Below are 21,494 nucleotides of genomic sequence, written 5' to 3' on the forward strand. Positions count from 1 at the left end.
CAGGTCCTCAGAGGAACTTTGCCATCGCGCCCGCAGTGTCGAGCATGCGGTTGGAGAAGCCCCACTCGTTGTCGTACCACGAAAGGACTCGGACCAGCTTGCCTTCGAGAACCGCGGTTTCGAGGCTGTCGATGGTCGACGAGTGCGAATCGTGGTTGAAGTCGATCGAGACCAGCGGCTCTTCGGTGTAGCCGAGCACGCCCTTAAGAGCGCCTTCGGCCGCTGCCTTGAGGACACCGTTCACTTCTTCAAGCGTGGTGTCGCGCTTGGGCGTGAAGGTCAGGTCGACGACCGAGACGTTCGGGGTCGGCACGCGGATCGAAGATCCGTCGAGCTTGCCCTTGAGGTCGGGCAGCACTTCACCCACGGCCACGGCAGCACCGGTGCTGGTCGGGATCATGTTCATCGCGGCGGCACGGGCACGGCGCGGATCGCTGTGGATCTGGTCGAGGATCTTCTGGTCGTTGGTGTACGAGTGGATCGTGGTCATCAGGCCACGCTCGATACCGATGGCTTCGTGCAGGACCTTGGCCATCGGCGCGAGGCAGTTGGTGGTGCACGATGCGTTCGACACGATCTTGTGGTCAGCGGTCAGCTTGTCATGGTTCACGCCATAGACAACCGTGAGGTCGACGTTCTTTGCAGGTGCCGAGATCAGCACGCGCTTGGCGCCAGCGTCGATGTGCTTCTGGCCGCCGTCGCGGTTGGTGAAGAAGCCAGTGCATTCCAGCGCGATGTCGATGCCGTTGGCTGCATGCGGCAGGTTCGCAGGATCGCGCTCTGCCGTAACCTGGATGCGCTGGCCATTGACGATCAGGTCATTGCCATCGACCGAAACTTCGCCCGAAAATGCTCCGTGGACGCTGTCGCGCTTGAACAGCAGGGCATTGGCCTTGGCGTCCGCCAGGTCGTTGATCGAGACCAGCTCAAGGCCGCAATCGGGCCGTTCGAGAATGGCGCGGGCAACATTGCGCCCGATGCGTCCGAAACCGTTGATTGCAACCTTGATCGCCATGTCAGGTGTCTCCTGTTTGATTTACGAAACCCGCGAAAGGATTTGCGGGACAATCTTTTCGGCGGTGATGCCGAAGTGGTCATAAAGAACGTCGATAGGGGCAGAAGCGCCGAACGTGTCGATGCCGATCGACAGGCCATCGCCGATATACTTCTGCCAGCCAAGCGTAACACCCGCCTCAATCGAGACCTTGAGTGCGTCTGCCGGAAGCAAGTCAGCCTTGTAGGCGGCGTCCTGTTCGTCGAACAGTTCCCAGCAGGGAACCGATACGACGTCGGCACCGAGGCCCTTCTCTTCAAGTGAGGCAGCGACCTTCATCGCGACCTCAACTTCAGAACCGGTCGCCAGAAGCACGACCTTGCGGGCCGCGCTTGCGGTCACGAGGCGATAAGCCCCCTTGGCACTCTTCATTTCGCTGTCGAAGCGAACCGGCGGCAGGTTCTGGCGTGTGAGTGCGAGAACCGAAGGGCGGTCCTTGTTGGCGAGCGCCAGCGCCCATGCTTCGGCAGTTTCGATCGCGTCGGCCGGACGGAACACGAGCAGGTTCGGGATCATGCGCAACGACATCACGTGCTCGACCGGCTGATGGGTCGGTCCGTCCTCACCGAGGCCGATCGAATCGTGCGTGAACACGTAGATCGCGCGAACATGCTGCAGGGCAGACATGCGCACGGCGTTGCGGCAGTAGTCCGAGAACACCAAGAAGGTGCCTCCATAAGGAATGATCCCGCCGTGCAGCGCCATGCCGTTCATCGCGGCGGCCATGCCGAATTCGCGGATGCCATAGTAGACGTAGCGACCGTCATAGCTGTCCGGCGTGAACGGCGCGGTCGACTTGGTCTTGGTGTTGTTCGAGCCAGTGAGATCGGCCGAACCACCGACCATTTCCAGCACGTTAGCGGTGAACGCCTCAAGGGCCATCTCGCTTGACTTGCGGGTGGCAACCTTGGGCGGATTGGCGATCAGCGACTGGACATAGGCGTCGAAGCCGGTCTCAGCCGGAAGGTCACCTGCCATGCGGCGGGCAAGCTCAGCGGCCTGCGGGTTCGCCGCGGCGCGCTTTTCCCACTCGGCACGGGCATTCTTGCCCAGCTCGGCCGAAGAACGCCAGTTGGCCAGAATATCTGCCGGGACTTCGAATGGCGCCGAGGTCCAACCCAGATATTCGCGTGCAGCAGCGATTTCATCGGCACCGAGCGGGGCGCCATGGACGTTGTGGCCGCCTTGCTTGTTGGGCGCACCCTTGCCGATGATCGTGCGGCAGGCGACCAGCGACGGGCGCGGATCGGCCTTGGCTTCGGACAATGCACGGGCGATATCAGCGAAATCATGGCCGTCGCACGAAGTAACGTGCCAGCCCGATGCGGCGTAGCGGCCGAGGATGTCCTCGGTGGTCGAAAGCGAGGTGTCGCCGTCGATCGTGATCTTATTGTCGTCCCAAAGTACATTGAGACGGCCGAGCTTTAGCGTGCCGGCAAGGCCAACCGCTTCGTGGTTGATCCCTTCCATGAGGCAGCCATCACCTGCAACCACCCAGGTATGGTGATCCACCAAGTCGTTGCCGAACTGCGCATTGAGATGCCGTTCAGCCATCGCGAAGCCGACGGCCATGGCAAGGCCCTGCCCCAGCGGACCGGTTGTCAGTTCCACGCCTGGGATGAGGAAGTTCTCAGGGTGGCCTGCGCAAACGCTGTCGATCTGGCGGAACTTGCGGATGTCTTCCATCGTCGGGCTTTCGTAGCCTGTCAGGTGAAGCAGCGCATAGATCAGCATCGAGCCGTGGCCGGCCGAAAGGATGAAGCGATCGCGATCGGACCAATTGGGGGCCGCCGGATCATGCTTAAGGAACTGGGTCCATAGCACGGTCGCCACGTCAGCCATGCCCATGGGCATGCCGGGGTGACCGGAATTGGCTGCCTGAACCGCGTCCATGGCAAGCGCACGGATCGCGTTGGCCATGGGAGCCAGCGCGGTGGAATCGCGTGTCATGCTGAAAAAGCCCTTCCCTGCGTGCGGTCGACCAGCGTTGACCGCATGAATCCGGTGATTCGGAGCGGGGCCTCTTTGGTCACCATGGGGCCAAGGGTCAAGGCTGCGGGGCTCGCTTCTTTGTTGCAGGCGCACAAGTGTAGTTTTTGTCCAGCGCTTTCCGAGCGCTTTCCCGCCAGACTGTTGCGCACGAGCGGCAATGTGGTAGCGTGCCCGACCATGGCGACGGAAGCACTGGACGCCGCACTGGACAGGCTCGAGCAGGCGCTCGTGCAGGCCGAGAACGCGGTTGCACAACAGGGAACGCGGGGCGACGCGGGAGGAGAGGAGCTGGCGCTTCTCAAGGTCCGTCATCGCAGGCTCAAGGATACCGTTGCGCAGGAACTGCGCCAGCTTGACCTACTGCTGGCAGGTCTGCCCAAATGAGCAATGTCAGTCTTCCGATAGGCGGTCGCCTTTTTGCCGTTTCCTGCGCCGATGGCGAGGAAGAGCATATCGAAATGCTCGGCCGGATGGTTGACGAGCGGGCACGCAAGATCGGTGGCGGACAGAATGAGCAGCGCATGCTGCTGTTTGCCGCTCTGATGATGGCAGACGAGCTTCACGAACTGCACAAGCAAGCGCCCCCTCCTGGTGCAGAGCCCGGTCCCTCACCTGTCCCTGTCGATGTGGTCACAGACCCTGAAGCCGAGCAGCGCGTCGTCGATCGTGTACTTCAACTGGCCGAGCGGATTGAAAAACTTGCCGGTGCCCTTGAGCAAGGGCCTGTGAGCGCTTAACTAGGCAGCGACGGGATCTGCCCGGCACGAGCCGCATGAACATCCCTGAGGCTATAAGCAATCCAAGGGGGCTGCCCCTGCATGGGACCCTGGTCCTGAGTAAGCGGTCCCCACCTGACGTCGAGGCGTCAGAGGATTTTCCGAGCTAACGACCCATGGTGGGCCCGTCACCCCCCTACCCCTGATCCGGAGCAACCCGTGGAAGCCAAGACCGCGCTGCGCGAGCAACTGAGGGCGCGGCGCAATGCCCATGTGGCATCGCTCGATCCGCGTGTGAAAGCGCTGATGTTCCGCAGGCCGCCCTCGCCTGTGCTCTCGATGGTGCCGCCGGACGCTATCGTCGGCCTTTATCTAGCCGGTCCGGCTGAAGCTCCTGCGACCGCATACGCGCAAGTCCTGCACGAAGCGGGGCACAAGGTCGCACTCCCCTGGTTTGCAGACCGCACATCGCCGATGGTGTTCCGCGAGTGGGCCTCGCCCTGGGTGGATGAATTGCTCGAACCGGGTCCATGGAAAGGTATCGTGCAACCTGCCGACAATGCCTCCATCGTTGTGCCCGACGTGCTGTTCGTTCCCCTTTTAGGCTTTAGCGCGGACGGCGGGCGGCTCGGCCAAGGCGGCGGCCATTACGACCGTTGGCTCGAGGCGAACCCCGCAACACTACCCATCGGCCTCGCATGGGATTGCCAACTGGTCGACGACCTGCCCCGTGAGCCGCATGACGTTCCACTTCACGCCGTGGTAACGCCGACGCGAATCTACGGCCCATGGGAGCGTGACGCGTGAATCAGGATTACAAGCCAACCTGGCGCAAGCCAGTGGGCATTCTCGCACTCGTCGCCGCGCTGACAATCTACGCCATTGGCGTAGCAGCCCTGTCGGACGTGATCGGGACTTGGCACGTGCTGTTGCAGACTCTTGCCTACATCGTGCTCGGCACTGTCTGGCTGCTACCGCTGCGGCGATTTCTGATCTGGATGGAAACCGGGCGCTGGGGGTGAAACGGGGGGCCTAGGCCCCACCGCATTCTAACCGCTGCTGCTGTTGAAATTCCCAAGGTGGCGCGAGTGACGGGACTTGAACCCGCGACCCTCGGCGTGACAGGCCGATACTCTAACCAACTGAGCTACACCCGCGTGCCCCTTGGGAGCCGCGCCTCTATGGCAGGTCCGGCGATGTGTCAACGGGCTTGAAAGCGGGAATTTTTCCACAGCTTGGCGCGTGCGATGCGGGCAAAGAAAAAGGCGCCCGGAGGCGCCTTTTTTATCTTCCCAATGGCGCGAGTGACGGGACTTGAACCCGCGACCCTCGGCGTGACAGGCCGATACTCTAACCAACTGAGCTACACCCGCTCACCCTTGGGAGCGCCGCCTCTATGGCAGAGTTTGCGGGCTGTCAACGCTCTTCGAACGTCATTTTTTGCCTCCCGGCATTTTCCTATGCCGATGCCATGTCACTCAGCATTTCTGGTACTTCCAGTTGCGGCTTTTGCCCTCACCGATCCATTCCACCGCCTGCGCAACGCGCTTGCTACGCGTGGCATCGGTCTTCGCTTCGACGATCCATTCGATGTACTCGCGGCGCTGGCCAGGCGGCATCGCGGCAAAACGCTCGCCACAGTCAGCAGCAACGAGGGCAGACCGAAACGAGTCAGGCAGATCGGGAACTGGCTTGATCGCCGCGCGTGGTTTGGCAGGCTTTGGGCCCGAAAGGCGCGCAACAGCAGCGCGCAGCCTCTCGACTACAATTCCTTCGTCTGGAAACTCGTCGAGTGATGCGATCTTGCGGAACGGCCCTGTGCCGCCCGGCTGCTCATCATGATGGAAGAACACCGAAACATGGGCCTTGAACGCCGCCATCCCCGCAATGTTCTTACCGGCGAGCGTGAAGTGCGGCATGCCCCACTTGATGGCCTCGACGCACTCGGGGACCTCGCGGTGCACGATCGCGCGAAACCGCTTGAGGATCGGGCGGGCAAATGCCCCGGCTTTGGCGATATGGTCATCGATGCGCGGATCGGTTGTCGGCATGGCCACCTCCGATCCGCACATCTATCACATCAATCAGCCAACATCAGTACCGGCGTTTCGATCAGCTTTCTGATCGCTTGTACAAAGCTGGCCGCATCGTGCCCGTCGACCACGCGGTGGTCACAGCTGATCGAGATATTCATCAACTTGCGCTTCTCGATCCGCTCGCCGCCCATGCCGTCCGGCACGAACATCGGGCGCTCTATGATACGGTTTGGACCGATGATGGCGACCTCAGGGCGATTGATCACAGGAGTCGTCGCCACACCACCCAAGGGCCCAAGTGACGTGATGGTCAGCGTCGAGCCGGACAGTTCCTCAGACTTGGCACTCCCGCTGCGCGCCGCCTCGGCAAGCCGGACGATCTCGCGCGCAAGTTGCCACAAATTCAGATTCTGTGCGTTGCGGATCACCGGCACCATCAGTCCTGCAGGCGTCTGCGCCGCCATGCCGAGATGGACAGCACCGTAGCGAGTGACAACGCCCGCCTCGTCGTCATAGCGCGCATTGATCATCGGATATTGCGGCAGCGTGCGGCAGATCGCGGTGATCAGCAGCGGCAAAAGCGTAAGCTTGGGCTTGTCGCCCCGGTTCGTGTTCAATTGATCACGCATGGCCTCGAGCGCTGTAACGTCGCATTCCTCGACATAGGAGAAGTGCGGAATGTGGCGCTTGGACGCGGCCATGTTCTCGGCAATGCGGCGGCGCATGCCGATGACCTTGATGATTTCGTCGCCCCGCTCCGCGCCTGCCGAGCGGTATCCACCCATAGCGTTGTAGGCGAGGAACTGGTCGAGGTCGGCGTGGCGCACGCGGCCTTCCTCGGACGGCCGCACTTCAGACAGGTCAATGCCCAGATCGTGCGCGCGCTGGCGCACGGCGGGACTGGCGAGGAACTTGGCTCCTGCGTCACGTGTATTTGCTGGCGCTACAGGTTTTGTCGGGACTGCCTTGGGCGTTGGCGCGGGAGGCGGCGGCGGAGGTGGGGCTGCAGCCTCCACCCTCGTTACGTCTGCCGCATCGGGCGTCTCCACCTCGATCCGCTCTTCGACGACTTCAGCCGCCGGAGCCGGAGCCGCCGACTGTGAGGACGCGGGCGCTTCAGCCTCCGCTTGCCCGTCCGTCTCGATCACGACCAGCGCCGAGCCAATCGCAACCACGTCGCCAACCTCTCCAGCGATCGACACGATCCTGCCCGAAACCGGGCTTTCCATCTCGACGGTCGCCTTGTCCGTCATCATGTCGGCAAGACGACCGTCTTCCTCGACCATGTCGCCCACGGCCACGTGCCAAGCCACGATCTCTGCCTCTGCGATGCCTTCACCGATATCGGGCAGGCGGAATGTGTAAGTTCCCATGGGACTCAGGCTTTCATCAGACGGTCGATGGCCTCGCCAATGCGGACCGGGCCGGGGAAGTATGCCCATTCGAGGCTGTGCGGATAGGGCGTGTCGAAGCCCGTCACACGCTCGATCGGGGCTTCGAGGTGGTAGAAGCAACGCTCCTGCACCAGCGCGGAAAGTTCCGCACCAAAGCCGCAAGTGCGCGTGGCTTCATGGACGATCAGGCATTTGCCGGTCTTTTCCACCGACTTTTCCACCGTCTCGATGTCCAGAGGCACCAGCGTCCGCAGGTCGATGATCTCGGCATCCACACCCTTTTCCGCACAGACCGCGGCGGCGACGTGAACCATCGTGCCATAGGCAAGCACGGTGAAGGCATTGCCAGGCCGCACGATGCGCGCCTTGCCCAAGGGAATCGAATAGTATCCCTCCGGCACAGCGCTGTCGGCATGCTTCGCCCAAGGCTCAACCGGCTTGTCATAGTAGCCGTTGAACGGGCCGTTGTAGATGCGCTTGGGCTCGAAGAAGATGACGGGGTCATTGTCCTCGATCGCAGCAATCAGCAGGCCCTTGGCGTCGTGCGGCGTTGACGGGATGACCGTCTTGATGCCCGAGACATGGGTGAACAGCGCTTCCGGACTCTGGCTGTGCGTCTGCCCGCCAAAGATGCCACCGCCAAAAGGGGACCGTACTGTCATCGGCGCAATGAACTCACCCGCCGAACGATAGCGCAAACGCGCCGCTTCGGACACGAGTTGGTCCAGACCCGGATAAATGTAGTCCGCAAACTGGATCTCAGGGACAGGACGCAGGCCATAGGCTCCCATGCCCACAGCTACGCCGATGATCCCGCACTCGCTGATTGGTGTGTCGAAGACGCGGGTCTTGCCGTGCTTTTTCTGGAGGCCCGCCGTCGCACGGAACACGCCGCCGAAATAGCCGACGTCCTCGCCCATCACGACGACGTTCGGATCGCGCTCCATCATGATGTCGAGTGCGTCGTTGATCGCCTCAATCATGTTCAGGCGGCGGGTCGAAGCCTCGGCGAGGCTGACCGGTGATTCCTCGTAGGTCATGCTTCCTTCCATTCTGGCCACTTTACCCGACGCTCGTGGATCGCTTGCTCGCTCTGTTCCTTGAGGTGCCAGGGCAATTCCTCGAACACATCCTCGAACATGGTGTGGAAGGGATGGTGCAGCCCATGACCAAGGATGCCGTTCTTTTCAGCCTCCTTGGTGGCAGCCTTGACCTGTTCCATCAGCTCGCGATCCATCGCGGCGTGTTGGTCCTCAGACCATTCGCCTATCACTATGAGATGTTGCTTGAGCCGGTTGATCGGATCCCCGAGCGGCCATTCCTCACGCTCGTGCGCGGAACGATACTGGCCGGGATCGTCCGAAGTTGAATGACCCTCGGCACGATACGTGAAGTGTTCGATCAACGTCGGCCCGGCGTTGGAACGGGCGCGATCAGCCGCCCACTTTGTCGCCGCATAGACCGCCAGCGGATCGTTCCCATCGACGCGAAGCCCCGCCATGCCATAGCCGATCGCGCGGGCTGCAAAGGTCGTGCGCTCGGCCCCGGCGAACCCTGAGAAACTCGAGATCGCCCACTGGTTGTTGACGACGTTGAAAATGACTGGCGCGTTATAGACCGTTGCGAAGGTCATCGCCGAATGGAAGTCGCCTTCTGCGGTCGAACCCTCGCCGATCCAAGTCGCCGCAATCCGGGTGTCGCCCTTGATCGCGCTTGCCATCGCCCAGCCCACTGCTTGCGGGTACTGGGTGGCAAGGTTGCCGCTGATCGTGAAAAACGAAGCCTCGCGCGCCGAATACATGATCGGCAGCTGGCGGCCCTTCAGCTTGTCTGCCCGGTTCGAGTAGATCTGGTTGATCATCTCGACGATGGGATAGCCACGCGAAATCAGGATGCCCTGCTGACGGTAGCTGGGGAACACCATGTCGTCGCTGGCAAGCGCCATTGCGGGTGCGACCGAAGTCGCCTCCTCGCCGGTACACTTCATGTAGAAGCTGGTCTTCCCCTGTCGCTGTCCGCGATACATCCGGTCATCGAATGCACGGGTAAGAGCCATCGTGCGCAGCATGCGGCGCAAGGTATCCGCATCAAGCTTCGGATCCCAAGGCCCGATGGCGCGGTGGTCTTCACCCAGCACCCGCACCAGATCGAAGCACAGCGCTTGCGTTTCGGCAGCCGCGCATTGCTCATCCGGACGTGCTTGCGCGCCTGCCGGTGGGATCTCGAGGTGCGAATAATCGACCTCATCCCCAGGGCGAAATTTCGGTTCGGGCACATGCAGAGCGAGCGGAGGCAAGTTGCCGCGCGCACCACCGTTTGTTCCGCCGCTCATTCTGCGAACGCCTGCATTTTCGACTCTCCCGCACCGAATCACGCTTTGCAATTACACAAGCGCGATAAATGCAAAGTTATAGACGCGTGTTATTTTATTTCACACGCCTTTTCGAGTCAATCGCGAGGTCAGACCGCTACAGGGGCAGAAAGATGGCCCTGTGGTGCATATCCGGACACCTCGAAATCCTCGATCCGGTATCCGAAGATCGTATCCGGTCGGCGCACAATGGCAAGGCGCGGATCGCCCTCCGGTTCCCGCGCCAACTGCGCTTCGACGAGCTCTGCATGGTTCAGATAGAGGTGCGTATCGCCGCCCATCCAAACCAGTTCGCCCGCCTCCAGATCGCATTGCTGGGCCAGTAGTCGTAGAAAAAGCGCCGCACCCCACAGGTTGAAGGGCAACCCCAATGCCACGTCGCAGCTGCGCTGATAGAGCAATCCATTGAGCCGGTTGCCGCTGACATGGAACTGATAGGTCTTGTGACAGGGCGGCAGGGCCATCGCGTCGAGTTCGGCCACGTTCCAGCCTTCGACGATGTGGCGTCGGCTTCCCGGATTGGTTCGGAGAGAATGAACGAGATCGGCAACCTGATTCACGCCTTGCGGTCGTTGCCGGAACAACCCCTCGCCTGCCGGCTCGTAAACCGGCCAGTCGACCCACTGCTTGCCATAGACCGGTCCCAAATCGCCCCATTCGCGCGCAAAGGCTTTGTCAGCCACGATCCGAGCCGAGAAGTCATTTCGCGAAATGTCCTCACCGGTTGCCTTGCGATAGCGGTCTAGCGGCCAGTCGGTCCAGATCTCCACGCCTTGCGCGCAGAGTTCACGAATATTGGTGTCGCCGGTCAGGAACCACAGAAACTCGCGCGTTGCGGTCTTCCAGTAGACGCGCTTGGTTGTCAGCAAAGGCATGCGCCCGTCGGACAGATCGAAGCGTAACTGCGCGCCGAATACCGAGCGTGTGCCTACGCCTGTACGATCGACCCGCTCGTCCCCGCTTTCCCAGATCTCGCGCATGAGATCGAGGTACTGCCACTCGTAGTGACGGGCGGAATCGGCGCGTTTCAACATGGTTCTGCTTCTATCGCCGCGTCCTCGCCGGAGCAAAAGCCCACGCCCGAAAAAACTTGTTCCTACCCGCTTGCCAGCCCCGGATGTGCCCCGTATAGGGCGCCCCTGCCTTGCAGCCGGGTGACCGGTTTGCAGATCGGTCGGGGAATAGCTCAGCCTGGTAGAGCACTGTCTTCGGGAGGCAGGGGCCGGAGGTTCGAATCCTCTTTCCCCGACCATTTCATTCTTCAGGATGATCGAAAGGGCGGCCTTCGGGCCGCCCTTTTCGTTTGGTCTAATGCCATCGACCTGTCGCAGCTACGGCACAAGTCTCTCAATTCGCCCTGAATTCTGCATCGCGGGATCGCAAAGCGGGTTTCCGATCGGAACAACAAAGCCAACCTTGGCGGTGTTATCCCGACAACTGCACAGGAAACCACTTGTGAAAATCCGCAATCTCACCGCAGCCCTTCTCGTCGCAACCATCCCCCTCGCCACTGCAGCAAGCGCACAAGAGGCAGCTGCCGGCACTGAAACGACCGCAACGGCAGAGGCTCCCGCTACGGCTGCTACGCCAAGCGTTGGCGCGACCGTCTATGACGTCAACGGAGCCGAGGTCGGCAAGATCAAGAGCGTCAACGCCCCGAACTTCGTGATCGATACCGGCAAGAACTCGGCCACTCTCGCTCTGACTGCGTTGGGCACGGGTCCCAAGGGCCCTGTTCTAGGCATGACCAAGGTGGAGCTTGATGCCGCTGCCGAAAAGGCAAAGGAAGCTGCCAAAGCTGAGCTTGAAGCCGCAATCGTTGCTGATGCACCGGTTTTTGCCTCCGACGGCACGACCCAGCTCGGCAAGGTTACCGAAGTGACGGCGACAGACTTCGTGCTCGATGCCGGCGCAACGCGCGTGAAACTTCCCAAGACCTCGGTCGCCAAGGGCACGTCTGGCCTGATGATTGGCATGACCGCACAGGCCTTTGCCGATGCCACGAAGAGCGCTGGCAAGAGCGCCGATGCGGCAGCTACCAAGCCCGCAGGCAAGTAATAGAAGCTCAGGGAGCGGGCGGCGCGTTTACCCCTTTTTCGCGCCGCCCCACCCCGCCAATTCATCCTCCGCGCAGCAGCTGCACACCCCAGTCGCGCTCGAACAGATAAAGCAGAACTCGCGCAGCTTCGCCACGCGGTGAAGCTAATCCGCCATCTCGCTCCATCAGCAGCCGCGCATCATCATGTGCCAGTGGCAAGAGCCGCGCGATCTGCTCGAAATCCGCCACCTTGAACGGCGTATCGCCGGATTGCCGGGTGCCGAGCAGTTCGCCGCCACCGCGCAGGCGTAGATCCTCTTCCGCCAACCTGAAGCCATCTTGCGTTTCGCGCATCAGCGCCAGACGCTCGCGCCCTGTCTCCGACAGCGCTTCTCCACGCAGCAGAAGGCATGTCGATTGCTGGCTCCCGCGGCCTACGCGTCCCCGCAACTGATGCAGCTGAGCAAGTCCGAAGCGCTCGGCCTGTTCGATCACCATAAGCGTCGCGTTGGGCACGTCGACGCCAACTTCGATCACCGTAGTCGCCACAAGCAGTTGCGCCTCGCCCCGGGCAAAGCGTTCCATCGCTGCGTCCTTGATCTCGGGACGCAACTGGCCATGGACCATGACGACTGTGTCGCCGAACCGCTCCTTGAGCGCCGCGTAGCGCGCTTCGGCCGCAGCTATGTCTTCGGTTTCGAGCTCGCGCACCATCGGGCACACCCAATAGGCCTGCGCACCCTTGGCGACGTGCCGGGCCACGCCCTCGACAACGTCCACGATCCGCTCGGTAGAGATCACCCGCGTGTCGATGGCCTGCCTGCCCGGTGGCATCTCGTCGAGCCTGGAGACGTCCATCTCGCCATACTGCGCAAGAGTGAGCGTGCGCGGGATCGGCGTTGCGGTCATCGCCAGGCAATGCGGCGTGCGTTTCGCCTTCTGCGTCAACATGAGCCTTTGGCCAACGCCGAAGCGGTGTTGCTCGTCGATCACCACAAGAGCCAGATTGCGATAGGCTACGGCGTCCTGAAAGATCGCATGGGTGCCGACGCAGATGTCGATCGAGCCATCGAGCAGCCCCATCAGGATTGATTCGCGCGCCTTGCCCTTGTCGCGTCCGGTCAGCAGCGCGATCGTCACGCCGGTTCCCGCCGCCATGCGGGTGAGCGTCTCGGCATGCTGCCGTGCGAGGATTTCCGTCGGGGCCAGCAAGGCCGCCTGTCCGCCCGCCTCTACCGCGATCAGCATCGCATTCAGCGCCACCGCCGTCTTGCCTGAGCCGACATCGCCCTGCAGCAGCCGCAGCATCGGCGCACCTTGCGCCACGTCGCTTTCTATCTCGGCGATTGAGCGCTTCTGCGCGCCGGTAAGCTCGAACGGCAGCTTGAGCTTGGCCCGAAGTCGCCCGTCGCCATGGAGCGGTGTGCCCTTCTTCGCCCGATTGCTCTCACGCACCAGCATGAGCGCAAGGCTGTTGGCGAGCAGTTCGTCATAGGCGAGCCGATCCTTTGCCGCCTTGTCCTCGGCCTTGTGCGCTGCGGGAAGAGCCTCATGCCACGCCGGCCAGTCCATCTTCGCCAGCAATCCCGGCTCGATCCACTCTGGCAGCTTGGGAAGGTGGGCCAGCGCCTGCGCCACCAGTGCCTGAATCCGCCCCTGCGTCAGCCCTTCTGACAGCGGATAGACCGGCTCGTTCAACTGCCCGAGCAGCCCTGCGCTGTCTTCGCTGACGTGGTCAGGGTGGACGATCTGCCAGGTCTGACCGAACTGGTCGAGCCGCCCCGCAATCCAGCGCTTCTCGCCAAGCGGCAGCTGCTTCTTGGCAGTATAGGCCGCGCGTCCGAAGTACGTCAGCGCGACGTAATTGCCCGCGGCGTCTTCGGCCATCACGCGAAACGGCCCGCGCCCCGCCGCCTGCCGATAGTCGCGCGGGGTCAGCGGAAGGACGATCTGTTCCCCCAGCCCTGCCTCGTCAAGATTTGCCACCGCCCGCCGCAGAACCCAGCGGTCCGGGAGGTGATAGGCGATGTCCCGCACCCGCGTCAGGCCCAGCTTGTCGAGAGGGCGCGCAAGGCCGGGTCCCACGCCTTTCAGGCTGGAGCTTTCGGCAAAGAGCGGATTGAGCAGATCAGGACGCATCGTGGAACGGACATAGGCTGCAACCGTTACATTCGCCAATGCCGCACAAGGCGAAATTCACGGGCATTTTTGATCCACCGCATGGTTGCGTGGGCCTGCCGGTGCTTGGGTCTTCTGCGAAGACAACGAGAACAGGAGACCAACCGATGCTGATCCCTCACGCAGCCGTGATTGCCATTGTCGATGGCAAGGCATGGGAGCTTTACCGCAATGTCGGCACCGAAGCTGTGCCCGAACTTGCCACGCTCGAAACACCTTCACTTGTTGAGCAGAACCACAGCAGCGGCGGCAGCCACGCCTCGCCCCACCAACAGGAAGAGTCCGCACACTGCACTGCCGTGGCCGACTGGCTGAACCGGCAGGTTCAAAGTCACAAGATCGAGCATCTCATCCTGATCGCCCCGCCGCGCGCTCTGGGTGAACTGCGCCATCAGTTCGGCAAGGCCACACAGCAAGCGATGATCAAGGAACTGGCCAAGGACCTTATAGGCCGCCAACCTGACGATATCCTCGCTGCACTGCGTGGGTAACACCTGAGAAAGGGCATTCCCTTGCGGGGGAAGGACCGCGCCGGAATGCCCTTTCGCATAGGCCCCACAGCCCTTGTTTCGCTCGCCCGTTCGTCCTAACGGCAAGCCATGACCGAGCCCGCAGCCGTTACCCCCGCCACGCCCCCCGAAAGCCTCCGCCGCATCCATTTCCGCGCGTGGCACCGCGGTACTCGCGAGGCGGACTACATGATCGGCTGCTACTTCGATCGCTATCACGCCTCGTGGACGGCCGAGCAGATCGCCTGGTTCGAGGCCCTGATCGAGGAAGATGACGTAGAGATCATGGCCTGGGCGCTCGGAACCCAACCCGTTCCCGAGAAGTACGCTGGCGCAATGATGGACGCCATGCGCAAGCTGGACTACGTCGAGATCCCGCGCTGATTTCGCGTCTCGCGCGTTAGACCCGCCATGTCAGACCTCGCCCGCATCCTCTCGGCAAAGACGCCGCTCACGCTTTCGTCCGTCGCGCGCGGCGCGCAGCCGCTTGTGCTGGCTGACCTCGCGCGCGCCGCCAAAGGCCGCGCCGTGTTCATCGCGCCCGATGAAGCCGCCATGCGTGCCATTGCCGACAGTGCCGCGTTTTTCGCCCCGGACCTTGAGGTCATCGACTTCCCCGCGTGGGACTGCCTGCCGTTCGATCGCGCATCACCCGCACTTTCAGTTAGCGCCCGGCGTCTTGCTGCCCTGCAGAAGCTACAGCACAAGCGATCCGGCCCTCAGCTTCTGGTCACCACGATCAACGCGGCGCTCCAGCGCGTGCTCACCCCGTTCCGCATCCGTGAATCTACCCGACTGCTGACGCCCGGAGCGGAGATCGGCCGGGAAAGCCTGATCGCACTGCTCCAGCGCCAGGGCTATTCGCGCACCGATACCGTTGTCGACGCAGGCGAATACGCGGTGCGCGGCTCGGTCTTCGACATCTTTCCCTCTGGCCTCGACCATGGCCTGCGGCTCGACTTTTTCGGCGACGAACTCGAAACCCTGCGCCTGTTCGACCCGAACACGCAGCGCTCGGTCCAGCCCGTCGAAACCCACCTGCTGCTCCCGGCAAGCGAAGCTTTGCTCGACGACGACAGCATCAAGCGCTTCCGCAGCCGCTATCGCGAACTGTTCGGTGCCAATGCCACTGGCGACCCGCTTTATCAGGCGATCACTGACGGCCGCCGCCTCGCCGGCATGGAGCACTGGCTTCCACTGTTCGAAGACCGCCTGGTCACCCTGTTCGATCACCTTGGCGAAGACGATCTCGTCCTGATCGATACAACGGCGATCAAGGCCGCCGAACAACGCGTCGCCGACATTGCCGACTACCACCAGTCGCGCCTCGACACGTCATCGAAGGCACCCGGTAGCTATCGCCCGCTGGCCGAAACCGCACTTTACCTCTCACGCGACGAACTGGACCGGGCGCTCGCTGGCTGGCCCGTCCACCGCACAACACTGTTTGCCGAGCCGGAATCGAAGCAGGTAGTCGATTTCGGCTTCACTTCCAGCCACGATTTCACGCCAGAACGCGCCGCCGCCACATCGGGCGGCACCAACATCTACGAAGCCGCCGCTAAGTACATTTCGGCGCTTGGGGTCCGCGGCAAGAAGCCCATCATTGCGGCCTACACCACCGGCTCGCGCTCGCGCCTCGCCTCGTTGCTGGCAGAGGCTGGCAAATTCACCCCGCAGATGGCCGAGACCTGGCAGGAAGCACTCGGCCTTGCCGCCAGTGGCAAGCCTGTGGCCGTTGTCCTGCCTCTCGAACAGGGATTTGCCAACGACGATCTTGAACTGCTGACTGAGCAGGACATCCTCGGTGACCGCCTCGTCCGCCGCAAAAAGAAGCGCAAGGACGCAGACGCCTTCCTAGCCGAACTGTCCGCACTCACGCCCGGCGATCTCGTCGTTCACATGGACCACGGCATCGGCCGCTACCTCGGCCTCGAAGCCATCGGCGTCGGAGATTCCCCGCACGATTGCGTGCAGCTCGAATATGCCGGCGGTGACAAGCTCTATATCCCGGTCGAAAACCTTGATGTCCTCTCGCGCTATGGTTCGGATGCAGATGGCGTTGCGCTCGACAAGTTGGGTGGCGAGGCATGGCAACGCCGCAAGGCGCGCATGCGCGAGCGCATTCTGGAGATGGCGGGCCAGCTCATGGCCACTGCCGCCCACCGAGCGCTGCGTCAGGGCGAAATCCTCCCCGTCGATCCCGCGAGCTACGGACCGTTCGTTGACCGCTTCCCGTGGGAGGAAACCGAGGATCAAGAGCGCGCCATCGGCGACGTCCTTGGCGACATGGTCGAAGGCAAACCAATGGACCGCCTCGTCTGCGGCGATGTCGGCTTCGGCAAGACTGAGGTCGCCCTGCGCGCCGCCTTTGTCGCTGCCATGCAGGGCGTGCAGGTGGCCGTCGTCGCTCCGACCACCCTCCTCGCCCGCCAGCACTATTCGAACTTCGTCGAGCGCTTCAACGGATTCCCGCTTCAGATAGGCCGCCTCTCCCGCCTCGTTCCTGCCAAGGAAGCGGCAGAGACCAAGGCCGGGCTGACCGCTGGCACTATCGACATCGTCGTCGGCACACATGCGTTGCTTGCCAAATCGGTCGAGTTCAAGCGCCTCGGCCTCGTCATCGTCGACGAGGAACAGCGGTTTGGCGTTACCCACAAGGAAAAGCTCAAGGAGCTGAAGGCGGACGTCCACGTCCTCACTCTCACCGCCACGCCGATCCCGCGCACGCTGCAGATGGCAATGTCAGGCCTGCGCGAGCTTTCCACGATCCAGACCCCGCCGGTCGACCGCCTTGCCACCCGTACCTATGTCATGCCGTGGGACGACATGGTCATGCGTGAGGCCCTGCTCCGCGAACACCAGCGTGGCGGGCAGAGCTTCATCGTCGTGCCGCGCATTGCCGATATGCCGGAACTGGAAGAGTGGCTGCGGCTGAACGTCCCCGAAGTCCGCTTCGTCACCGCGCACGGCCAGATGAGCCCGACCGAGGTCGAAGATCGCATGGGCGCGTTCTACGAGAAGAAGTACGAGGTCCTGCTTTCGACCACGATCATCGAGAGCGGCATCGACATCCCCTCGGCCAACACCATCGTCATCCACCGCGCCGACCGCTTCGGCCTAGCTCAGCTCTACCAGCTGCGCGGTCGCGTCGGTCGTGCCAAGATCCGCGCCTACGCCTACCTCACCTACCCCGAGACCATGGCTCTGTCCGAAGTCGCCGAAAAACGCCTCAAGGTACTCGGCGATCTCGACAGCCTTGGCGCCGGTTTCCAGCTGGCGAGCCACGATCTCGACATTCGCGGCGCGGGCAACCTGCTGGGCGACGAGCAATCGGGCCATATCAAGGAAGTCGGATTCGAACTCTACCAGTCGATGCTGGAAGACGCGATCCTGGCCGCCAAGGCGGGCGACATCGGGCTTGCGCGCGAACGCGAGGCGCTCAGCCCGCAGATCACACTCGACGCGCCGATCATGATCCCCGAAGACTACGTCCCCGACCTTGCCGTGCGCATGGCGCTCTACCGCCGCATGAACGATGCCGAAGGTCCGGACGCGGTCGAGGCACTGGCCGCCGAAATGATCGACCGCTTCGGTCCCCTCCCCGGCCCGACGCAGAACTTGCTGCGCCTCATCGAAGTGAAGCGTCAGGCCATCGCCGCCAACATCGCCAAGATCGATGTCGGCCCCAAGGGCGCACTCGTAAGCTTCCACAAGGACACCTTCCCCGACCCCTTGGGCCTGATCGGCTATGTCGAGCGCCTCAACGGCGTCGCCAAGCTGCGTCCCGACAACAAGCTGGTCATCACCCGCGCCTGGGGCACCGCAGAAGGCCGCCTCAACGGTCTGGTTCAGCTGACCAAGGGGCTTTCGGCGATTGCGCGGCGGGCAAAGAAGGCGGCGTAGGCCGTCCGCCCTGCCCGATCAGATCAGCGCAGCAATCTCGTCCGCGCCAACAGGGCCGGATCGCAGAAACCCCTGAAAGGTATCGCAGCCTTCCTCGGCCAGCACCGCAAGCTGGCTCTCCCGCTCGACACCCTCGCACACCAGCTTGAGCCCGAGCGCCCGCGCCATGGCGACTATGGCGGTGAGGATAGCGCGGTCACGATTGTCGGTGTCCACATCGCGCAGAAGCGAAGCATCAAGCTTGATGGTGTCGAGCGGAAGCGCCTTCAACGTGCGGAAATTCGCATAACCTGTCCCGAAATCGTCGAGAGCAATCCTGACTCCAAGACCGGCAAGTTCAGCGAGAGCTTCCGACGAACGCGCAAAATCCGCCACAAGTGCGTGTTCGGTTACCTCCAGAGTCAACCGTGCGGGGGAGAAGCCCATCGCCTCGAGCAAATCAGTGAAGTCCATCGCAAAGCGGTCATTGGCCAGATCCTCAGCCGTGACGTTCAACGAAAGCGCAAGCTGTTCCTGCCAAGCTGCAGCGATGCTGAGCGCCTTACGCGCAATATGGCGAGAAAGCTGCGTAACGTGATCACCGCGCTCGGCAATCGCGAACAGCGTCTCCGCGCCCATCCGGCCCAACTGCGGATGATCCCACCGCGCAAGGGCCTCCACACCTACCAGCAATCCACCAGCCACGGCATATTGCGGTTGGAACACCAGACCGATCTCGTCCCGCGCCATCGCTCCGATCAGGTCGGCTTCGAGCCGCGCTGCGCTGCGTCCGCGCGCGCGGTGTGATCCGTCTGCCCAGAGCAGCCGCCGTCCAGTCTGTTGCTGCAGCGTGCCCAGCGCCTGATCCAACCGGTCGATCAGCGCAGCTCCGTCTTCGCCCGGCAGTCCGCGAAGCAATGCCGTGCGCGGCACGAGATGCAGTTCGTCGCCCCGCATCGGCAGGCTGCGCGAAATATGCCGCGTCAGCGCCTCAGCCAGCCACTGCCACCGTTCACGACTGATCGCCCCGCTGCTCGCCACAAGGAACTCGCCACCACCCACCCGCGCCACTAGCGCATCAGCTTCCAATTCCTCGGCGGTAAAGTCGGCGATACGGCGGGCTATTTCAGCAAGCACGCTGTCGCCACCGGCATGGCCATAGGCGAGGTTCACCGTGCGGAAGCGGTGAAGGCCAATCAACATGGCGTGGACATACTCGGTCTGATGCCGCGCAAACCATGATGCGGCTCCGGCCATTCCGGGTAATCCGGTCAGGTTGTCGCGCACATCATCGGCACTGGAAAGTCGCATAGGCCTTGGCATCAATGCATCTTTAGCGCGCTATCCTTGCCAAAGCGTTCCGCTCGTGCGCCGCGCCGCCACAGTTATGCTTTTGTGCATTGCGCCAATCCGGTCCGCCCCATATCTCGGCGTCACGACTTTTTCTGCTGCGTTCGACTGGGGCTAGTACACAAATGCCGGATTTTGCCCGCCTCGCCCTGCTGGCCTCGCCCAGCGAGCGCGCTCAGGACGCCTACGAAACACTGCTGAAAAGCCGCGACTGGGTTCCGCTCGAACAGGCCGACGCTGCTGTGGTGATCGGCGGTGACGGCTTCATGCTGCAAACTCTGCACACCATGCTCGATATCGACCATGTCGTGCCAGCCTTCGGCCTCAACCTCGGCACCGTCGGATTCCTGATGAACAAGTACCGGTCGAGCCGCAACATCGAGGAGCGCCTTGCCAGGGCCACGCGAATCTCGGTTTCGCCGCTTCGCATGACCGCGATTACCAACACCGGCGAGGAACACTCGGTCTGCGCGATCAACGAAGTTTCTATCCTGCGTGAGACCCGCCAGACCGCCAAGCTTGAGGTCAGCGTCAATGGCAAGGTGCGGATGCCCGAACTCGCCTGCGACGGCGTGCTAGTAGCCACGCCTGCAGGCTCGACCGCCTACAACCTCTCGGCCAACGGCCCGATCCTGCCGCTGTCCTCCAACATGCTGGCGCTCACCCCGATCAGCCCCTTCCGCCCCCGTCGCTGGCGCGGCGCGATCCTGCCCGACACTTACGAGATCGTGTTCAAGGCACTCGAATCGGTGAAGCGGCCGGTCCTTGTCGTGGCCGACCAGAAGGAAGTGCGCGACGTGCGCGAGGTGCGGGTCAAAGCCTGGCCGGAGCATCGCCTGACCTTGCTGTTCGACCGCGGGCAGAGCCTCGAGGACCGCATCTTCGCCGAACAGTTCATGGTCTGAGAGAAAATTGAAAACAGGTGCTTGCCAAACCGGAATCGCCTGTTATTAGCGCGGTCCTGCCTCGGGAGACTGAGGCTGCTCCCTGATAGCTCAGCGGTAGAGTAGGTGACTGTTAATCACTTGGTCGTAGGTTCGAATCCTACTCAGGGAGCCATTTATTTCTTCTGGATCAGCGCCTTGCGCTTTGATCCGGGGCCTTTCAAAACTCGCTGACCCAAAGGCCTGAGCGCTAGCCCGATGCGCTATCTCAATGCCGTCAGTGCCAGGTCCGCAGGCGTCCGCCCACCAGCGCTTCGAGCACCGCCGGATGTAGCGGCTCAATCAGTCGCAGCATCACGCGGAACCCGCCGCTTTGCTCAACAACAGCCGCGCGCGATTCGAGCCCCGCAAATGTAAGCCACACCGTGGTGCCGATGGCGGGATTTTCCATGCAGTCGATCTGCGCGATTGCGCAAGACAGCGAACGGACGTTAACCTTGGCCCGAAACACACCCCGCCGGTAGCTTGCCTGCAAAAGCGCAGAATCAAGCCCGCCAGAAGGCAGAACCGCATCAGTCTGAATGTTCCGATCAAGCCACATCGCTGCTCTCCAGTCGCGTCGCGTTAACGCTACTGAAGAACGGTGGCGTGATCGGATTTTTCAGCCTCCTATCGCGTTCCCACACTGACAGGCACGGAAGCCGCCTCAGCCGATGTCATCGGGGCTTTCCCGTTGACGTGACCCCCAGCTTTCCTCCAGCTGGGATTAGAGCCGGGCGGTTGTTTTGTGCATCAGCGCGGTTGAAGCAATGGGCTGCGTAGCGGAGCCCGTAGGGCGTAGCGAAGCAGGCCATTGCTTATCCAGTTTGGCGGCGAACGCCGCCGGGGTTGCATAGCCAAGGGACGAGTGCGGTCTCTCCCGGTTGTAATCCTCGACCCAGGCAGCGATCTCGACCCGGGCATGGGCGAGGCTCATGAATAAGGTCTCGTTCAGCAGCTCGTCGCGCATACGGCCGTTAAAGCTCTCGACGTAGCCATTCTGCATCGGCTTGCCCGGCGCGATGTAATGCCACTCGACCCCGATCTT

Annotated in this window: 20 protein-coding genes and 4 tRNA genes; 11 read left to right on the forward strand and 13 right to left on the reverse strand. The window is 62.4% G+C overall.

Annotated elements, in window-relative coordinates:
- Positions 1 to 7: 7 nt before the first annotated feature.
- Positions 8 to 1,015, reverse strand: coding sequence for a type I glyceraldehyde-3-phosphate dehydrogenase (gene gap / locus IQ25_RS15035; protein WP_144907090.1), 1,008 nt, complete (start codon positions 1,013 to 1,015; stop codon positions 8 to 10).
- Between the two features lie 21 nt (positions 1,016 to 1,036).
- Positions 1,037 to 3,004: a transketolase gene (gene tkt, locus IQ25_RS15040; protein ID WP_144907091.1), complete on the reverse strand. Its 1,968-nt coding sequence runs from the start codon at positions 3,002 to 3,004 to the stop codon at positions 1,037 to 1,039.
- Between the two features lie 219 nt (positions 3,005 to 3,223).
- Here tkt and IQ25_RS21060 point away from each other — a divergent pair, with 219 nt between their 5' ends.
- The 4 genes from IQ25_RS21060 (at position 3,224) to IQ25_RS15060 (ending at position 4,784) form a co-directional block, all read left to right on the forward strand.
- Positions 3,224 to 3,430 (forward strand): hypothetical protein, encoded by a 207-nt coding sequence (locus IQ25_RS21060; protein ID WP_158637760.1) that lies wholly within the window; start codon positions 3,224 to 3,226, stop codon positions 3,428 to 3,430.
- Positions 3,427 to 3,783, forward strand: coding sequence for a cell division protein ZapA (locus tag IQ25_RS15050; RefSeq protein WP_144907093.1), 357 nt, complete (start codon positions 3,427 to 3,429; stop codon positions 3,781 to 3,783). The genes IQ25_RS21060 and IQ25_RS15050 overlap by 4 nt, the downstream gene beginning before the upstream one ends.
- Positions 3,784 to 3,981: 198 nt before the next feature.
- A complete protein-coding gene (locus IQ25_RS15055) occupies positions 3,982 to 4,569 on the forward strand; it encodes a 5-formyltetrahydrofolate cyclo-ligase (RefSeq protein WP_144907094.1) in 588 nt (195 codons plus the stop codon).
- A complete protein-coding gene (locus IQ25_RS15060; RefSeq protein ID WP_144907095.1) occupies positions 4,566 to 4,784 on the forward strand; it encodes a DUF2842 domain-containing protein in 219 nt (72 codons plus the stop codon). Before IQ25_RS15055 ends, IQ25_RS15060 begins: the two co-directional genes overlap by 4 nt.
- 58 nt (positions 4,785 to 4,842) lie before the next feature.
- On the opposite strand, the gene IQ25_RS15065 is transcribed toward IQ25_RS15060, so the two are convergent.
- The 7 genes from IQ25_RS15065 to thyA all read right to left on the reverse strand — a co-directional run bounded on the left by IQ25_RS15065 (position 4,843) and on the right by thyA (position 10,597).
- A tRNA-Asp gene (locus IQ25_RS15065) sits at positions 4,843 to 4,919 on the reverse strand.
- A gap of 139 nt (positions 4,920 to 5,058) precedes the next feature.
- Positions 5,059 to 5,135, reverse strand: a tRNA-Asp gene (locus IQ25_RS15070).
- 105 nt (positions 5,136 to 5,240) lie between these two features.
- Positions 5,241 to 5,813: a YdeI/OmpD-associated family protein gene (locus IQ25_RS15075; protein WP_144907096.1), complete on the reverse strand. Its 573-nt coding sequence runs from the start codon at positions 5,811 to 5,813 to the stop codon at positions 5,241 to 5,243.
- Positions 5,814 to 5,842: 29 nt separating this feature from the next.
- Positions 5,843 to 7,171 carry a dihydrolipoamide acetyltransferase family protein gene (locus IQ25_RS15080; protein WP_144907097.1) on the reverse strand — a complete coding sequence of 443 codons (1,329 nt, stop codon included), beginning with the start codon at positions 7,169 to 7,171 and terminating at the stop codon, positions 5,843 to 5,845.
- A 5-nt stretch (positions 7,172 to 7,176) separates the two neighbouring features.
- Positions 7,177 to 8,232, reverse strand: a complete 1,056-nt coding sequence (locus IQ25_RS15085; RefSeq protein WP_144907098.1) for an alpha-ketoacid dehydrogenase subunit beta — start codon at positions 8,230 to 8,232, stop codon at positions 7,177 to 7,179.
- Positions 8,229 to 9,524, reverse strand: coding sequence for a 3-methyl-2-oxobutanoate dehydrogenase (2-methylpropanoyl-transferring) subunit alpha (locus IQ25_RS15090; RefSeq protein ID WP_144907099.1), 1,296 nt, complete (start codon positions 9,522 to 9,524; stop codon positions 8,229 to 8,231). Before IQ25_RS15090 ends, IQ25_RS15085 begins: the two co-directional genes overlap by 4 nt.
- Positions 9,525 to 9,652: 128 nt before the next feature.
- Positions 9,653 to 10,597, reverse strand: a complete 945-nt coding sequence (gene thyA, locus IQ25_RS15095) for a thymidylate synthase (protein WP_144907100.1) — start codon at positions 10,595 to 10,597, stop codon at positions 9,653 to 9,655.
- Positions 10,598 to 10,738: 141 nt separating this feature from the next.
- Between thyA and IQ25_RS15100 the strand changes: the two genes are divergently transcribed.
- Both IQ25_RS15100 and IQ25_RS15105 read left to right on the forward strand, forming a co-directional pair.
- A tRNA-Pro gene (locus IQ25_RS15100) sits at positions 10,739 to 10,815 on the forward strand.
- 203 nt (positions 10,816 to 11,018) lie between these two features.
- Positions 11,019 to 11,621 carry a hypothetical protein gene (locus IQ25_RS15105; RefSeq protein ID WP_144907101.1) on the forward strand — a complete coding sequence of 201 codons (603 nt, stop codon included), beginning with the start codon at positions 11,019 to 11,021 and terminating at the stop codon, positions 11,619 to 11,621.
- Between the two features lie 61 nt (positions 11,622 to 11,682).
- Here IQ25_RS15105 and recG read toward each other — a convergent pair whose 3' ends face one another.
- Positions 11,683 to 13,740: an ATP-dependent DNA helicase RecG gene (recG, locus tag IQ25_RS15110; RefSeq protein WP_144907124.1), complete on the reverse strand. Its 2,058-nt coding sequence runs from the start codon at positions 13,738 to 13,740 to the stop codon at positions 11,683 to 11,685.
- A gap of 146 nt (positions 13,741 to 13,886) precedes the next feature.
- Between recG and IQ25_RS15115 the strand changes: the two genes are divergently transcribed.
- From IQ25_RS15115 to mfd, 3 genes are all read left to right on the forward strand, one after another.
- The gene (locus tag IQ25_RS15115; RefSeq protein WP_144907102.1) at positions 13,887 to 14,270 is read left to right on the forward strand and encodes a host attachment protein; all 384 of its coding nucleotides are present in this window, start codon (positions 13,887 to 13,889) and stop codon (positions 14,268 to 14,270) included.
- 108 nt (positions 14,271 to 14,378) lie between these two features.
- Positions 14,379 to 14,672 carry an FAD assembly factor SdhE gene (locus IQ25_RS15120; RefSeq protein WP_144907103.1) on the forward strand — a complete coding sequence of 98 codons (294 nt, stop codon included), beginning with the start codon at positions 14,379 to 14,381 and terminating at the stop codon, positions 14,670 to 14,672.
- 27 nt (positions 14,673 to 14,699) lie between these two features.
- A complete protein-coding gene (gene mfd, locus IQ25_RS15125; RefSeq protein ID WP_144907104.1) occupies positions 14,700 to 18,194 on the forward strand; it encodes a transcription-repair coupling factor in 3,495 nt (1,164 codons plus the stop codon).
- Between the two features lie 18 nt (positions 18,195 to 18,212).
- On the opposite strand, the gene IQ25_RS15130 is transcribed toward mfd, so the two are convergent.
- Positions 18,213 to 19,496 (reverse strand): GGDEF domain-containing phosphodiesterase, encoded by a 1,284-nt coding sequence (locus IQ25_RS15130; protein WP_144907105.1) that lies wholly within the window; start codon positions 19,494 to 19,496, stop codon positions 18,213 to 18,215.
- A 152-nt stretch (positions 19,497 to 19,648) separates the two neighbouring features.
- On the opposite strand from IQ25_RS15130, the gene IQ25_RS15135 reads away from it, so the two are divergent.
- Entirely contained in the window at positions 19,649 to 20,428 is a 780-nt protein-coding gene (locus IQ25_RS15135) for an NAD kinase (RefSeq protein ID WP_144907106.1), read from the forward strand.
- 79 nt (positions 20,429 to 20,507) lie between these two features.
- Positions 20,508 to 20,582: transfer RNA gene (locus tag IQ25_RS15140), tRNA-Asn, on the forward strand.
- A 102-nt stretch (positions 20,583 to 20,684) separates the two neighbouring features.
- Here the strand turns inward: IQ25_RS15140 and IQ25_RS15145 are convergent.
- Together IQ25_RS15145 and IQ25_RS15150 are read right to left on the reverse strand one after the other, a co-directional pair.
- Positions 20,685 to 21,008 carry a hypothetical protein gene (locus tag IQ25_RS15145; protein WP_144907107.1) on the reverse strand — a complete coding sequence of 108 codons (324 nt, stop codon included), beginning with the start codon at positions 21,006 to 21,008 and terminating at the stop codon, positions 20,685 to 20,687.
- Between the two features lie 165 nt (positions 21,009 to 21,173).
- On the reverse strand, positions 21,174 to 21,494 hold a 321-nt coding region (locus IQ25_RS15150; RefSeq protein WP_144907108.1), incomplete at its 5' end, for an integrase core domain-containing protein.

Origin of the sequence: Novosphingobium taihuense (assembly GCF_007830315.1) — a bacterium.
Taxonomy (GTDB): Bacteria; Pseudomonadota; Alphaproteobacteria; order Sphingomonadales; family Sphingomonadaceae; genus Novosphingobium; species Novosphingobium taihuense.

Bases quoted from the DNA above. Each gene is read 5' to 3' on its own strand.
- recG (WP_144907124.1), bottom strand. From the start codon at position 13,740: ATGCGTCCTGATCTGCTCAATCCGCTCTTTGCCGAAAGCTCCAGCCTG.
- IQ25_RS15135 (WP_144907106.1), top strand. From the start codon at position 19,649: ATGCCGGATTTTGCCCGCCTCGCCCTGCTGGCCTCGCCCAGCGAGCGC.
- IQ25_RS15050 (WP_144907093.1), top strand. From the start codon at position 3,427: ATGAGCAATGTCAGTCTTCCGATAGGCGGTCGCCTTTTTGCCGTTTCC.
- IQ25_RS15120 (WP_144907103.1), top strand. From the start codon at position 14,379: ATGACCGAGCCCGCAGCCGTTACCCCCGCCACGCCCCCCGAAAGCCTC.
- gap (WP_144907090.1), bottom strand. From the start codon at position 1,015: ATGGCGATCAAGGTTGCAATCAACGGTTTCGGACGCATCGGGCGCAAT.
- thyA (WP_144907100.1), bottom strand. From the start codon at position 10,597: ATGTTGAAACGCGCCGATTCCGCCCGTCACTACGAGTGGCAGTACCTC.
- IQ25_RS15130 (WP_144907105.1), bottom strand. From the start codon at position 19,496: ATGCCAAGGCCTATGCGACTTTCCAGTGCCGATGATGTGCGCGACAAC.
- tkt (WP_144907091.1), bottom strand. From the start codon at position 3,004: ATGACACGCGATTCCACCGCGCTGGCTCCCATGGCCAACGCGATCCGT.
- IQ25_RS15090 (WP_144907099.1), bottom strand. From the start codon at position 9,524: ATGAGCGGCGGAACAAACGGTGGTGCGCGCGGCAACTTGCCTCCGCTC.
- mfd (WP_144907104.1), top strand. From the start codon at position 14,700: ATGTCAGACCTCGCCCGCATCCTCTCGGCAAAGACGCCGCTCACGCTT.
- IQ25_RS15115 (WP_144907102.1), top strand. From the start codon at position 13,887: ATGCTGATCCCTCACGCAGCCGTGATTGCCATTGTCGATGGCAAGGCA.
- IQ25_RS15075 (WP_144907096.1), bottom strand. From the start codon at position 5,813: ATGCCGACAACCGATCCGCGCATCGATGACCATATCGCCAAAGCCGGG.
- IQ25_RS15080 (WP_144907097.1), bottom strand. From the start codon at position 7,171: ATGGGAACTTACACATTCCGCCTGCCCGATATCGGTGAAGGCATCGCA.
- IQ25_RS15085 (WP_144907098.1), bottom strand. From the start codon at position 8,232: ATGACCTACGAGGAATCACCGGTCAGCCTCGCCGAGGCTTCGACCCGC.
- IQ25_RS21060 (WP_158637760.1), top strand. From the start codon at position 3,224: ATGGCGACGGAAGCACTGGACGCCGCACTGGACAGGCTCGAGCAGGCG.
- IQ25_RS15145 (WP_144907107.1), bottom strand. From the start codon at position 21,008: ATGTGGCTTGATCGGAACATTCAGACTGATGCGGTTCTGCCTTCTGGC.